10 protein-coding genes and 1 tRNA gene are annotated in these 14,453 nt (G+C 65.5%); 8 read left to right on the top strand and 3 right to left on the bottom strand.

The window, feature by feature from the left end; translation table 11 throughout:
* Positions 1-20: 20 nt before the first annotated feature.
* Together GTP44_RS07340 and ada are read right to left on the bottom strand one after the other, a co-directional pair.
* Entirely contained in the window at positions 21-833 is an 813-nt protein-coding gene (locus tag GTP44_RS07340) for a 2OG-Fe(II) oxygenase (protein ID WP_161018898.1), read from the bottom strand.
* Positions 826-1,887, bottom strand: a complete 1,062-nt coding sequence (gene ada, locus GTP44_RS07335) for a bifunctional DNA-binding transcriptional regulator/O6-methylguanine-DNA methyltransferase Ada (RefSeq protein ID WP_161018897.1) — start codon at positions 1,885-1,887, stop codon at positions 826-828. The genes GTP44_RS07340 and ada overlap by 8 nt, the downstream gene beginning before the upstream one ends.
* Positions 1,888-2,013: 126 nt before the next feature.
* Here ada and hutC point away from each other — a divergent pair, with 126 nt between their 5' ends.
* From hutC to GTP44_RS07305, 6 genes are all read left to right on the top strand, one after another.
* On the top strand, positions 2,014-2,736 hold the full coding sequence (hutC, locus tag GTP44_RS07330; protein ID WP_160989251.1) for a histidine utilization transcriptional repressor HutC: 723 nt from the start codon (positions 2,014-2,016) through the stop codon (positions 2,734-2,736).
* Between the two features lie 238 nt (positions 2,737-2,974).
* Entirely contained in the window at positions 2,975-7,228 is a 4,254-nt protein-coding gene (locus tag GTP44_RS07325) for a PAS domain S-box protein (protein ID WP_229256813.1), read from the top strand.
* A 198-nt stretch (positions 7,229-7,426) separates the two neighbouring features.
* Positions 7,427-7,753, top strand: coding sequence for a thioredoxin TrxA (trxA, locus tag GTP44_RS07320; protein WP_160989249.1), 327 nt, complete (start codon positions 7,427-7,429; stop codon positions 7,751-7,753).
* 128 nt (positions 7,754-7,881) lie between these two features.
* Positions 7,882-9,144: a transcription termination factor Rho gene (gene rho, locus GTP44_RS07315; RefSeq protein ID WP_160989248.1), complete on the top strand. Its 1,263-nt coding sequence runs from the start codon at positions 7,882-7,884 to the stop codon at positions 9,142-9,144.
* 199 nt (positions 9,145-9,343) lie between these two features.
* Complete coding sequence (locus GTP44_RS07310) at positions 9,344-9,613, top strand: type B 50S ribosomal protein L31 (protein WP_161018895.1); 270 nt, start codon at positions 9,344-9,346, stop codon at positions 9,611-9,613.
* A 92-nt stretch (positions 9,614-9,705) separates the two neighbouring features.
* Positions 9,706-11,430, top strand: coding sequence for an ArnT family glycosyltransferase (locus GTP44_RS07305; protein ID WP_160989246.1), 1,725 nt, complete (start codon positions 9,706-9,708; stop codon positions 11,428-11,430).
* Here GTP44_RS07305 and GTP44_RS07300 read toward each other — a convergent pair.
* Positions 11,427-11,819: a gel scht gene (locus tag GTP44_RS07300; RefSeq protein ID WP_161018894.1), complete on the bottom strand. Its 393-nt coding sequence runs from the start codon at positions 11,817-11,819 to the stop codon at positions 11,427-11,429. The two genes, GTP44_RS07305 and GTP44_RS07300, sit on opposite strands and share 4 nt — an antisense overlap.
* 373 nt (positions 11,820-12,192) lie before the next feature.
* On the opposite strand from GTP44_RS07300, the gene GTP44_RS07295 reads away from it, so the two are divergent.
* Entirely contained in the window at positions 12,193-14,091 is a 1,899-nt protein-coding gene (locus GTP44_RS07295) for an AAA family ATPase (RefSeq protein WP_161018893.1), read from the top strand.
* Between the two features lie 142 nt (positions 14,092-14,233).
* Positions 14,234-14,318 (top strand) — tRNA-Leu (locus GTP44_RS07290).
* Positions 14,319-14,453: the final 135 nt, after the last annotated feature.

Genomic DNA, 14,453 nt, shown 5'->3' with positions numbered 1-14,453 from the left:
TCAGACCTGACACCCGTTTTTCAGTTGGCGTCGTGGAAGATCAGGCCGAGCGTGTGGCGGGTGCCGGTCCGTAGCCGGCTGACGCCGTGCCGCAGGTTGACGCGGTAGATGCCGCGCGTGCCTTGCACCGGCCGCTGGTGGACGGCGAAAATAAGCAGGTCGCCCCGCTTCAACGGCACCACTTCGACCCGCGATTGCATCCGTGGCCGCTGTTCGGTCAGCACGAATTCGCCGCCGTCGAAGTCCTGGCCAGGCTGGCTGAGCAATACCGCCGCCTGCAACGGGAAGACGTGCTCGCCGTACAGGTCCTGGTGCAGGCAGTTGTAGTCGCCGGCCTGGTATTGCAGTAGCAGCGGCGTGGCACGCGTCTGGCCGGCGGCGTGGCAGCGGGCCAGGAAGTCGGCGTGCTCGGCGGGGAAGCGGTCCGGCAGGTCCATCAGTTCGTGCCAGCGGTTAGCGATGACGGCCAACGGTCCATACAGCGCGCCGCGCAGGGCGGCGATCAGCGATGGCAGCGGGTAGCGGTAGTATTGGTATTCGCCACTGCCGAAGCCGTGCTGCGACATCACCACGCGGCTGCGGAACAGTTGCGACTGGTCGTACTGCGCCGCCAGCGCGGCGCATTCTTCGGCGGCCAGCATGCCGGGCAGGATGGCGTGGCCGTGCGCGTTAAGCTCGTCGGCGATCGCCTGCCAGTCCAGTCCCGCGACGTGGACCGCGATGCCGGCCGCCGCGCCAGCCGTGGCCGGGCGCGCGGCCGGCGTGGGCTTGGGCCGGCGCGCGGCGGCGGCGTCGCCGAAATCGAGCTCGCCGTTACCGTCGCTGTTACGCATTGCCGGCCTCCCGGTTCAACAGCGCCGCCTTGCGGTCGACGCCCCAGCGGTAGCCGGACAGGCCACCGTCGTTGCGCACCACGCGGTGGCACGGTATCGCCACCGCGATCGCATTGGCGGCGCAGGCGCTGGCCACGGCGCGCGCGCCGCGCGGCACGCCGGCCAGTTCAGCCAGTTCGGCGTAGCTCACGCGCCGGCCGGGCGGGATTGACCGCAGCACCTGCCACACGCGCTGCTGGAACGCCGTGCCGCGCACGTCCAGCGGCAGTTCCAGCCCCAGCGACGGCTGTTCAACCATGCCCACCACGCGCGACACCACCTGCTCATAGGCCGGCTCGGCGCCGATCAGCTCCGCCCTGGGGAAGCGGTCCTGCAGGTCCTTCACCAGAAAATCCGGGTCGTCGTCGATCAGGATGGCGCAGATGCCCTGCTCCGTGCTGGCCACCAGGATCGGCCCCAGCGAACACTCGGCGATCGCGAAGCGGATCCGCTCCCCCGCTCCGCCGGCGCGGAAGGCTGACGGTTTCATGCCCAGCACCGCCGGCGATTGCGCATAAAACCGGCCGCTGGAGTTGAAGCCGGCCGCGTACATCGCGTCGGTCACCGAGGCCTTGGCCGCCAACCCGTCCTGCACCCGCCGCGCCCGCGCCGCGTTGGCGTAGGCCTTGGGTGTGATGCCGGTCACCGCCTTGAACAGGCGGTGAAAGTGGAAGCGGCTGACGCCCACCGCCGACGCCAGCCGGTCCAGATCCGGCATGGTGTCGGCGTCGGCGTCGTCGATCAGCCGGCAGGCCTGCGCCACCATGGCGGCATGGCGCTCGGCCAGCGGCGGCTGGTCCGGCTTGCAGCGCAGGCACGGCCGAAAACCGGCCCGCTCGGCCGCCGCGCGGCTGTCGTGGAAGGCCACGTTCTTGCGCAACGCCGGTCGCGCCGCGCACGATGGCCGGCAATACACCCCGGTGCTGCGCACCGAGTACCAGAACACCTCATCAGCGCCGCCGTCGCGCCGCTGCACCGCGGCCCAGCGTTGTTCGTCATTTCCGTACTTGCCCATTTCCGACTCCGTCTCAGGGGAATGCGGCCATCTTAGCCAGCGCAAAAATGTCACGCACTCCGCCTCTTGCTTTTGAATTGTACAAGCATGCGATGCTAGAATCAGCGTTCACCAGGAGACAGCCGTTTGGACGACCAGATCACGCAAGACAGCACCCCGATATTCCAGCGCATCAAAGATTACCTGCTGGCCGAAATCGCCGCCGGCACCTGGAAGGAAGGCGATGTGATTCCGTCCGAGCAGGCGCTGGTCAAGCAGTTCGGCGTCTCGCGCATGACCGTCAACCGCGCCGTGCGCGAACTCACGGCGGAACAGGTGCTGACCCGCCGCCAGGGTTCCGGCACCTATGTCGCCCAGCCCAAATACCAGGCCACGCTGCTGGAGATCAAGTCGATCGCCGACGAGGTGCGCGCGCGCGGCCACGCCCACCGCAGCAGCCTGCAACAACTCGAACGGGTCCGCGCCAGCGATCTGATGGCCAAGCAGTTCGCGCTGCCGGCCGGCCATCCGCTGTTCCATTCGGTGATCGTGCATTTCGAGAACGGCGTGCCGATCCAGGTCGAAGACCGCTGGGTCAATCCGCAGTGCGCGCCAGACTACATGCAGCAGGACTTCGCCCAGATCACGCCCAACGAATACCTGATGCGGGCGGCGCCGCTGCAGGGCGCCAGCTACAGCATCGAGGCGCTGGCGGCGCCGCGCGACATCGCCGAGATGCTGGCGATCGATACCCGCCAGGCGTGCCTGGTGCTCAAGCGTCAGACCTTCTCAGCCGGTCTGATCGCCTCGCTGGCGACCATGTGGCATCCCGGCCACCGCTACCAGTTCGCCGGCAGCTTCAATCAATAGCCCCGCCCGGCTAGCGTCACGCTAGCCGGGCCGTCGCGCGCATTTCCACATTTTTGTCACAAACACCGGCTAAAAATGTGAAATATGACGTTGTTTTGAGCTGGCACAATATGCAATCGTTTTCTTGTCGTAGCCGAGTCTGCCGACCTTGCTTCGATGCTATAGTTTCAACTGTACAGTACGCTTAGAGCACGCTGAATCGACCGAAAGGGATCCCTTGCTTCACTGCCGTCCGCGCTTGCGCCAGCTCCGTTGGCAACGTCTGCCGCACACGGTGGCGGGGCTGCTGCTCGCGCTCGTGCTGGCGCCGGCGCCGGCCGCCGAGAAGGTCGCCATCCAGCTCAAATGGCAGCACCAGTTCCAGTTCGCCGGCTTCTATGCCGCCCAGGACCAGGGCTATTACCGCGACGCCGGCCTCGATGTGACGCTGCTCGAAGCGGGCCCCGGTGTCGATCCGCTGCACAGCGTGATGCGGGGCCAGGCCCAGTACGGCGTCGGCAACACCTCGCTGCTGCTGGCGCGCGGCATCGGCCAGCCGGTGGTGGTGCTGGCGTCGCTGTTTCAGCATTCCGGCACCTCGCTGCTGCGCCGGCTCGACGCCGCCGGCAAGCCCGCGCCCTGGCCCGGCATGCGCCTGATGATCGCGCAGCACAACGAGGAACTGACGGTCTTCCTGAAACAGCAGGGCGTGCGCATGGACACGCTGTACCAGATCACGCACAACCACAGCCTGGACGACCTGCTGGCGGGCCGGGTCGACGCCTTGTCGGTCTACAGCACCGAGGCGCCGTATGCGCTGGACCGGCTGAACCTGAAATACGAATTGCTGTCGCCACGCGCTCACGGTCTGGATTTCTATGGTGACGTGCTGTACACCACCGAGAGCGAATTGCGCGAGCACCCGGCGCGCGCCCAGGCGCTGCGCGAGGCGACGCTGCGCGGCTGGGACTACGCCCTGCGCCATCCGGGCGAGATCGCCGACCTGATTCGCGCCCGCTACCCGGAACGCAAGAGCCGCGAGCACCTGATGTTCGAGGCGCAGCGCATCGCCGAACTGATGGAACTGCCGCTGATCGAACTAGGCTACAGCAATCCGGAACGCTGGCGCGCCATCGCCCGCGCCTACATCGAACAGGGCATGCTGCCGGCCAACTTCAGCCTCGACGGCTTTCTGTACCAGCCGCCCGGCGGCCATCCGCTGCTGCGCTACGGCGGCGCGCTGGCCGGCGCCCTGCTGCTGCTCGGCGCGTGCGCGCTGGGCTGGCGTCTGCGCCAGCAGAGCCGCGCGCTGCGGGCGGCGCGCGCGCAACTGGACAGCGCCGCGCTGGCGCTGGAAGGGACCGGCGACGGCACCTGGGAATGGCATCTGGCGGCCGGCAAGCTGGTGCTGTCGCCGCGCTACTGCGCGCTGCTCGGCTACAGTACCGAGGAATTCCATCCGACGCTGAGCGAGTGTCTCGCGCACGTGCATCCGGACGACCGCCCGCAGGTCGAGTGCGAGATCCAGACCTATCTGGGCAGCAGCAGCGACGCCAACGGCCAGATCCACAGCGAACACCGTATGCGCGCCAAGGACGGCAGCTGGAAGTGGGTGCTGGCGCGCGGCCGGATACTGTTACGCGACGCCGCCGGCCTGCCGCTGCGCGCGGCCGGCACGCTGACCGACATCAGCCAGCGGCTCGCGGCCGAGGAGGCGCGCCTGTGGACGGTGGTGGACGCCACGCCGGGCGCGGTGCTGGTCGCCGACAAGCGCGGCATCGTGCGCCACGCCAACCCGGCCTGCGCCCACAGCTTCGGCCACGACGGCGACATGGCCGGCCAATCGGTCGAACAGCTGGCGCCGGAGGCGATGCGCAGCAACGGCGGCGCGCGCGAATTGTTCTCGCGTCCGATGCTGCCGGGGCGCGTGCTGTGCGCGGTGCGCGCCGACGGCAGCAGCTTCCCGGCCATGGTGCATCTGTCGCCGGTACGGCTGGGCGAACAGGCGCTGGTGCTGATGGCGCTGCGCGACATGAGCCAGCGCCAGCGCGCCGAGGAAGCGTTGCAGGCGTCGGCGGAACGCTACCGCCAGATCGTGCAGACCGCCGCCGAGGGTATCTGGATGACCGACGCCGACGACCGCACCACCTTCGTCAACCCGACGCTGGCCAAGATGCTGGACTACGAGGTGGACCAGATGATGGGCCGCGCCATGACCGAATTCATGGACGACGCCGGCCGCGCGCTGCTCAAACAGCATTTGCGGCAGCGGCTGTCCGGCCAGGCCGGCCAGGTGGGCCAGGACGACGTCTGCTTCCTGCGCAGCGACGGCAGCACCGTCTGGTGCCTGCTGTCGACCACGGTGATGAACGCCGACAACGGCCACTACGCCGGCACGCTGGCGATGCTGACCGATATCACCGCGCGCCGCCAGGCCGAGCAGGCGCTGCACGGCTCCAGCCAGCGCCTGGCCTCGATCTTCAACGCCGTCACCAACGGCCTGGTGATGGTCGACGGCCACGGTGTGATTTTGGAGCGCAACGTCGCCGCCGCGCGCATGCTGACGCACAGCGCCGAGCTCAGTCCCGGCGGCCTGTGGGCCGGCGTGCGCGAGGACGGCACGCCCTACGACGGCGCCAGCCATCCGGTGCAACTGGCGCTGGTCACCGGCATGCCGGTGCGCGACGTGGTCATGGGCCTGTGCCAGCAGGACGGCGCGCGCCGCTGGCTGTCGGTCAACGCCGAGCCGATTGCCGACAACAGCGGCGCGGTGCAGCTGGTGGTGGCCAGCCTGACCGACATCACCGACCGCAAACGCGGCGAGGACGCGCTGCGCGAGCTGAACGAACACCTGGAGGAGCGGGTGGCGATCCGCACGCGCGAGCTCGATCACGCGCGCCGCGCGGCCGAGGAGGCCAGCCAGACCAAGGGCCAGTTCCTGGCCAATATGAGCCACGAGATCCGCACGCCGATGAACGGCGTGATCGGCATGGCCTATCTGGCGCTGAAGACCGAGCTCGATCCGCGCCAGCGCGACTACCTGGAAAAGATCCGCTTCGCCGGCGAGCACCTGCTGGGCATCATCGACGACATCCTCGACATCTCCAAGATCGAGGCCGGCAAGCTGGAGGTCGAGCAGGTCGACTTTGCGCTCGACCATGTGATCCAGACGCTGCTGACGGTGGTGGCGCCGAAGGCCGCCAGCCGCGAGCTGGAACTGCTGGTCGACCTCGACCCGACGCTGCCCAGGGTGCTGCGCGGCGATCCGCTGCGGCTCGGCCAGGTGCTGATCAACTACACCAACAACGCCATCAAGTTCAGCGAAAAGGGCCGCATCGAGGTGCGCGTGCGCCAGGTGGTCGGCGACGCCCACGGCTGCCTGCTGCGCTTCGAGGTCAGCGACTGCGGCATCGGCCTGTCGGAGGCCGAGATCGACAAGCTGTTCCAGTCGTTCCAGCAGGCCGACACCTCCACCACACGCGAATACGGCGGCACCGGCCTCGGTCTGGCGATCTGCAAGCAGCTGGCGCAGCTGATGGGCGGCGAGGTCGGCGTGCGCAGCCGCCCCGGCCACGGCAGCACCTTCTGGTTCACCGCGCGGCTGGGCATTTCCAGCGCCAGCGTGCCGCAGCTGATCGACCGCGTCAAGGACGCCGCCGCCGAGCTGCTGGCCTCCTCGCGCAGCGCCGCGCTGATGGCGGCGCTGAAGAACGCCCGCATCCTGCTGGTGGAGGACAACACCTTCAACCAGCAGATCGCGCTGGAGCTGCTGGAGGAAGTCGGCTCGTCGGTGTGCCTGGCGGCCAACGGCATGGAGGCGCTGGAGCTGCTGCGCCAGACCGCCTTCGACTGCGTGCTGATGGACGTGCAGATGCCGCTGATGGACGGCCTGGAGGCCACCCGCCGCATCCGCGCCGACCCGCGCCTGGCCGACATGCGGGTGCTGGCCATGACCGCCACCGCCACCAGCGAGGACCGGGTGCGCTGCATCGAGGCCGGCATGGACGATTTCATCTCCAAGCCGATCCAGCCGGCGCTGATGTACCAGACCATCGCCAGTTGGCTGCCCGAGCGCGACCACAACGCGGCGCCGGCGCCGCTGCCGCACAAGCCGGCGCGGGCGGCGTTCAAGAGCACGCTGGGCGGCGACCCGGCCGTGATCGATTTGTCGATTCTGGCCAAACTGCTGGGTTATCATCCACACAAGGTGCGCAAATTCGCCTTCAAGTTCCTGCAAAACACCCAAGACGGCCTGAACCAGATGGAGGCCGCGCTGCGCCGCGGCGACCTGGCCACGCTGCGCGAGCTGGGGCACCGGCTCAAATCGCCGGCGCGCACCGTCGGCGCGCTGGGCATGGGCGAACTGCTGCTGGCGCTGGAACAGCTGCCGCCGGCGGCCAGCGAGGCCGACAACCAGCAGCGCGCCCAGGCGCTGCTGCAACAACTGTGGCCGCTGCTGGAGCAGATCACCGAACACATCATGAACAACACCACCTTCGCCGACGATAACTGAGCGCCGTGCGACAAACCTGCGACAAACCACCGCACTTTTAAAAAATGGGTTATTATTTACGCCATCCCTCGCCTGCCGACCTTGTTGCCACCCCCTCCAGACATTGAAATCGCGCAAATGGCACCCAACTGCTGCCCATGCAGCGTTTGAGGCCCGTCCCCAGGCGTTATTACTGACATCACCTCGATTGAGGAAAATATGAGCGAAAATATCAAACACATTACCGATGCTTCCTTCGACGCCGACGTGCTCAAATCCGACCGCCCTGTGCTGGTCGACTTCTGGGCCGAATGGTGCGGCCCATGCAAGAGCATCGCGCCGATCCTGGAAGAAGTAGCAAAAGAATACGAAGGCAAGATCCAGATCGCCAAGATGGACGTCGACGCCAACCAGGCTGTGCCAGCCAAGTTCGGCATCCGCGGCATCCCGACCCTGATCCTGTTCAAGAACGGCGTGGCCGCCGCGCAGAAAGTCGGCGCGATGGCGAAAGGCCAACTGACCTCTTTCATCGACAGCAATATCTAAGTAAGCTACCCAGATAGCGCTGCGTTGTACCAGCGGCGCCGCGCTCGCGGCAGCCGCTGAATAATACGAGACAACCCACGTAGTCCCCTCCCCTACCTTTACTTTCCCGTCACGGGATACTCAACAATATGCATCTATCTGAATTGAAGGCCTTACACGTTTCGGCGTTGTTGGAAATGGCCATCGGACTCGATATCGACAATGCGGCGCGCCTGCGCAAGCAAGAGTTGATGTTCGCGATCCTGAAAAAACGCGCCAAATCCGGCGAACAGATCTTCGGCGACGGCGCCCTGGAAGTGCTGCCGGACGGCTTCGGCTTCCTGCGCTCGCCGGATGCCAGCTACATGGCCTCGACCGACGACATCTACATCTCGCCATCGCAGATCCGCCGCTTCAACCTGCACACCGGCGACTCGATCGAGGGCGAAGTGCGCACCCCGAAAGACGGCGAGCGCTATTTCGCGCTGGTCAAGGTCGACAAGGTCAACGGCGAATCGCCGGAAGCGTCGAAACACCGCATATTGTTTGAGAACCTGACGCCGCTGCACCCGAACGAGCCGCTGCGCCTGGAGCGCGACATCAACGGCAGCGAAAACATCACCGGTCGCATCATCGACCTGATCGCGCCGATCGGCAAGGGCCAGCGCGGCCTGCTGGTGGCCTCGCCGAAGTCCGGCAAGTCGGTGATCCTGCAGCACATCGCCCACGCCATCACCGCCAACCACCCGGACTGCACGCTGATCGTGCTGCTGATCGACGAGCGTCCAGAGGAAGTGACGGAGATGCAGCGCTCGGTGCGCGGTGAAGTGGTGGCCTCCACCTTCGACGAACCGGCCACGCGCCACGTGCAAGTGGCCGAGATGGTGATGGAAAAAGCCAAGCGCCTGGTGGAAATGAAGAAGGACGTGATCATCCTGCTCGATTCGATCACCCGTCTGGCGCGCGCCTACAACACCGTGATCCCGGCCTCGGGCAAGGTGCTGACCGGCGGTGTGGACGCCAATGCGCTGCAACGCCCGAAACGCTTCTTCGGCGCCGCCCGCAACATCGAGGAAGGCGGCTCGCTGACCATCATCGCCACCGCGCTGATCGAAACCGGTTCGCGCATGGACGACGTGATCTTCGAGGAATTCAAGGGCACCGGCAACATGGAAGTGCACCTGGAGCGCCGCCTGGCCGAGAAACGCGTTTACCCGGCCATCAACCTGAACAAATCCGGCACCCGCCGCGAGGAATTGCTGATCAAGCCGGACCAGCTGCAAAAGATCTGGATTCTGCGCAAGCTGCTGTACTCGATGGACGAGATCGAAGCGATGGAGTTCATCCTCGACAAGATGCGCGCGACGAAGAACAACAACGAGTTCTTCGACATGATGCGTCGCGGCGGCTAAAAACCGCCAACCGTCGTACCGGCGCGGGCGGGTACGACGAAAATAACAAACAGGCAACTCCGGTTGCCTGTTTGCGTTTACGGGCGTATAATCCCTGATCGCATTAAATTTAACCCTGGCAAGTGAGCGGCAATCGGGTCGAGAAGCAGGTAAGACCGACGAAGTGCTGTTTGGCTACCAAACTAACCGAGGCTACACAATGAAACCAGAAGGTCACCCAGACTACCGCGAAGTTGTTTTCCACGACCTGTCGTGCGACTTCAAATTCATCACCCGCTCGACCATCGGCACCCGCGAAAAAATCGAATTCAACGGTAAAGAATACCCACTGGTCAAGATCGAGGTATCGGCTGAATCGCACCCGTTCTACACCGGCAAACACAAAATCGTCGACACCGCTGGCCGCGTTGAGAAATTCCGCCAGAAGTTCGGTTCGGTTGGTTCGAAAACCGCCGTCGCAGCCGGCTAATCTCCGCCGCTTCGCTAAAAAAAGCAGCCTCTGGCTGCTTTTTTCGTTTGATGCCGTCATACTCCGGTTCTACTCTTAAAAACACACGATCGATGAAGCCAGTCCGTCTTGCCGCCGCCGCCACGTTGGCCTTACCGCGCTGGGCCCTGTATGCCCTGGGCCTGCTGTACATCCTGCCGGGCCTGATCGGCCGCGAGCCGTGGAAGAACGACGATGCCGCCAGCTTCGGCATCATGTGGAGCATGGCCCACGGCAACTGGCAGGACTGGCTGTGGCCCAACATCGCCGGCCTGTCGGCGCCGGACGAAGGCCCGCTGGCCTACTGGCTGGGCGCCGTCTGCATCAAGCTGTTCGGCTGGCTGCTGGGCGACGTGCTGGCCGCGCGCGTATCGACCATCGGCATCTTCCTGCTGGGCGTGCTGTCGCTGTGGTACGCCACCTTCCACCTGGGCCGCCGCCAGGACGCGCAACCGCTACGCCTGGCCTTCGGCGGCCAGCCCGAGCCGGACGACTTCGGCCGCACGCTGGCCGACGCCGCCGTGCTGATCTACCTCGGCTGCCTAGGCCTGCTGCAACACAGCCACGAAACCACGCCCGCCGCGCTGCAGGTGGCCAGCACCGCCTTCCTGCTGTACCGCACCGTGCGCTATGTGGAGAAGCCGTCGCTGCGCAACGCCGGCCTGAGCGGCCTGGCGGTCGGCCTGATGACGCTCAGCGGCGGCTGGATCGCGCCGGTGTGCCTGATGCTGGCCCTGTTCGCCTGCACCCGCTTCCTGGCACAGCCGGCGATCCGCGCGGTGCGCGACCTGGCCGCGATGATCGTGGCCGGCTGCGCCATCGCATCGCTGTGGCTGATCCCGGCGCAACTGCTGGAACCGTATCACCAGCAGCCGCTGAACGCCTGGCTGGGCTGGAACTGGCTGCAACTGGAATGGCCGAACTGGAACGCCGTCAAATTCTTTTTCCGGGTCGGGGTCTGGTTCTTCTGGCCGGCGTGGCCGTTTGCCGGCTGGGCCGTGTGGGCCTGGCGCCGCCAGCGCGGCGCGCTGCACATCGTGGTGCCGCTGGCCTTCGTGGCCATGGGCCTGGTGCTGACACTGTGCAATCCACAGCCCGATCAGGGCCAGTTGCTGGTGCTGCTGCCGCCGCTGGCCATCATGGCCGCGTTCGGCCTGCTGACGATGAAGCGCGGCGCCATCAACGCCATCGACTGGTTCTCGGTGATGGCGCTGACCCTGTGCGCGGCCATCATCTGGATTTTCTATTGCGCCAAGCTGATCGGCTGGCCGGCCAAGGCCGCCAGGAATGTGCTGAAGCTAGTGCCGGGCTATACGCCGGAGGTGGGCTGGGTGGCGTTCTTCGTGGCGCTGGCCGCCACGCTGGGCTGGTTTGCGCTGGTGCACTGGCGCGTGTCGCGCCGGCCGGCGGTGCTGTGGCGCGCGGTGGTGCTGTCCTCGGGCGGACTGATCCTGATCTGGATTCTGTCCGCGACGCTGTTCCTGCCGGAACTGAACTACAGCAAGAGCTACGCCGGCGTGGCACACCAGATCGCCGCCAACCTGCCGCAGGGCACGAACTGCATCGAGACCAACGTCGGCCCGGCGCAGCGCGCCTCGTTCGCGTTCTACGGGCAGTTGCCGTTCGTCGGCGTCGAGGGTGGCCGCTGCGACCTGCTGCTGCTGCAAGACAGCACGCGCCTGCGCGACGACCGCGAGATCGCGCCGCAACACCGCGGCAAGCAATGGAAACTGCTATGGGAAGGCCGGCGCCCGGCCGACCGCGAGGAACGCTTCCGCCTGTACCGCCGCGCCGACTAGCGGCGTGCCGCCATCATCAGCGGGCTGCCGGCGACGACTTTGGCCATCGGCAGCTTGGCGAAATCGGTGATCGCCACCGTCTCGCCCTCGTCGCGGAACTCGAAGCGCACGCCGTCGTCGGACACAAAGGTTTTGGCCGAGGTGGGGTAAATGCGCACATACTGGCCGTCATCGAGGATCGCGTAGCGCATCGTCATCACTTGCTTGAAGCTGAGTTGCTGGCCGTTTTGCAGCTGGTAGCGATTGGCGTACTGGCGGAATTCCGACTGGTCCATCAGATAGCGCTTGGTCACGCGCGGGGCTTTGACATCGACGCTATCGTCGGCGTGAACAGCAGGCAAGGCGGTCAGGGTGAGGGCGGCGACTACGCTCAGCAGAATGGTTTTCATGGTGTGCTCCTGGAGTTGTATGGTTTCGGGGCGCCACCGCTGGCTTGATCAATGCAGCGGGGACATGTGCAGATTAACAAACCTTTTCGCCAACATCCGGCGCATGCGACGAGCCGCAAAAGCGCGGCCACCAAGCGCAAAAAAACGCGATAAACGGCGCGCCGCCCGGCCGCTGTTGCACGCCACGGCTTTTTATCGGGCCGACGTGATACAAAACCCGCCAACCGGTCTATAGTTGCGCAATGAGTTGCCGCAAGGCACCAAATCGATCCCACCCGGTTGCGCCTCCAGTTCGCGCACCGGTCACGGCGGCCCAAGCTGCTGCGCCCCACCCTCGCGCCCAGCCCCGGCATCATGCTCCCGATGGTGCACTATGTTTGCTTTTTATAAACTTCAAACCGCGCTGCGCAACAACTACGTCCGCGCCGCCGTGCTGGCGATGACCATCACGCTGACACTGCTGCTGGGCCTGCGCGCCGAGGTGCCCCAGGACAGCAGCCCGATCCTGCGCACCCAGGACATCGCCCAGATCACCGCGCTGCCGGCCAAGCGCGCGCAGCTGGCCTATCTGCTGATCGCCGCCCCGCAGTCGGAAACGCCGCGCTACGTGTTCAAGTTAAAGAACGACAACACGCTGTATGTGGTCAAGGTGCCGGGCACCACCCACCTGAGCCTGGAGCGCGAAGTCCTGCTGCGCAACAACCTGCCCTATGCCATCGCCCGCGACGACTATCTGGCGTCGCACAAGGCGGTGATGCAGGACGACGACGTCAGCATGCTGGCCAACGTGGCCGCCTTCGTGGTGCGCCACCTGGTCGACATCCTGCTGATCGGGCTGGCCTTGTTCCTGCTGCGCCAGGGCCTGCCGGGCATGGGCCTGAACGCCACCGTGCTCACGCCGGACCAGTTGGGCGGCAGCATGGACGACCTGATCGGCATGGACGACATCAAGCAGGAAGTGCTGCACCTGGAAGACATGATCCGCAACCGCGCGCTGTACAAAGAACACGACATCGACAAACCGTTCAACGTCATGCTGACCGGGCCGGCAGGCACCGGCAAGACCAAGCTGGCCGGCTACCTGGCCAAGCGGCTCAACATCCCGCTGATCCAGGCGTCCGGCTCGGCGCTGGAATCGGGCTACATCGGCGGCGGCTCGAAGGCGCTGCACGCGCTGCACCGCAAGGCGCGCGCACGCGGCCAGTGCATCATCTTCCTCGACGAAGCGCAAAGCCTGTTCATGCCGCGCGGCCGTGGCGAAAAGAAATGGGAAGACGACACCGCCAACACCCTGCTGGGCCTGCTCGACGGCGTGCGCAGCGACCAGGGCGACGGCGTGATCTGGGTGGTGGCCTCCAACTTCGACGACAGCTCGACGCGCATGGACGAAGCGATGCTGCGGCGCTTCTCGGTCAAGATCAACTTCCGCTTGCCGAACAAGCACGAGCGGCGCGAACTGCTGCGCTCCTTCCTGTCGCGCAAGGCCGAGGGCTGCGTCGATTGGCAAGAGTTGAATCTCGACCACGTGGCCGAGATCACCGCCAACCTCAGCCCTGCCCTGCTGCAGACAGTGGTCGAGCGCGCCAGCATGCTGTCGATCCAGGAAAAGCAGATCATCAACACCGACCTGATGTTCCGCGCCTTCGAACGCGCCACCATCGGCCTGACCGACCGCGCCACCACCGCCGAGAAAACGCGGCAGCGCGAACGGGTCGCCCTGCACGAGCTGGGCCACTTCTTCATGCAGATCGACCCGTGGCTACGCGCCGGCATGACGCTGGCCGAGGTCAAGGCGCGCTCGCCGTTTCTGAAGATCTCGACCGAATCGGTGTCCAAGCTGGGCGCGCTCGGCTACGTGCTGTCGGCCTCGGACGACATGGCCCTGCGCACGCTGGAGGAACTGGAACACGACGTCATTCAGCTGTACGGCGGCGTGGCGGCGGAAGAACTGTTCTACGGCGCGCGCGGCATCTCGGTCGGCAGCCAGAACGACATCGAAAAAGCCACCTCGATGCTGGACCTGATGGTCAACAAACTATCGATGTACTCGCGCTCGAAGATCGACCACAGCCAGTTCAAGGACAAGGAAGCCGGCCTCGGCCAGGTAGAGGCCAAGGCGGACGAGCTGTACAGCTACACCCTGCGCGCGATCGCCGACTATCGCGGGCAAATCGAAGCACTGCAGGGCGTGCTGATGGAGCAGTACGTCCTATCGAAAGACCAGCTGTTCGCGCTACTGGAGCAGCAACAGCCGCTGAAGAGGGCGGCTTGAGCTGTCGTTGTTGGAGCCGAACCGGCGGCGAAATCCAGAGACGTGCGCCAGCAGGACAATTTACCAAAAAGACAAAATTGGCTGACAGGGTTGCGGGGCACCTCCAAATGAGTGATAATGCGGGTCGCATTGCAATACACCTGCCTCGGTGGTGGAATTGGTAGACGCAGCGGACTCAAAATCCGCCGCCGCAAGGCGTGCCGGTTCGATTCCGGCCCGGGGCACCAACAGTCTGTATTACGCAATCCGACCCAATCCAAGAAACCCGCTCCCCTCATAGGGCAGCGGGTTTTTTCTTGTCCAAAGCTTTCCAACCGGATAGCATCAGATACCAACATTTTCATGGCATTTTTGTTGGTACT

The organism is Duganella lactea (assembly GCF_009857505.1).
GTDB lineage: Bacteria > Pseudomonadota > Gammaproteobacteria > Burkholderiales > Burkholderiaceae_D > Rugamonas > Rugamonas lactea.
This window is presented reverse-complemented; position numbering and strand designations above follow the sequence as displayed.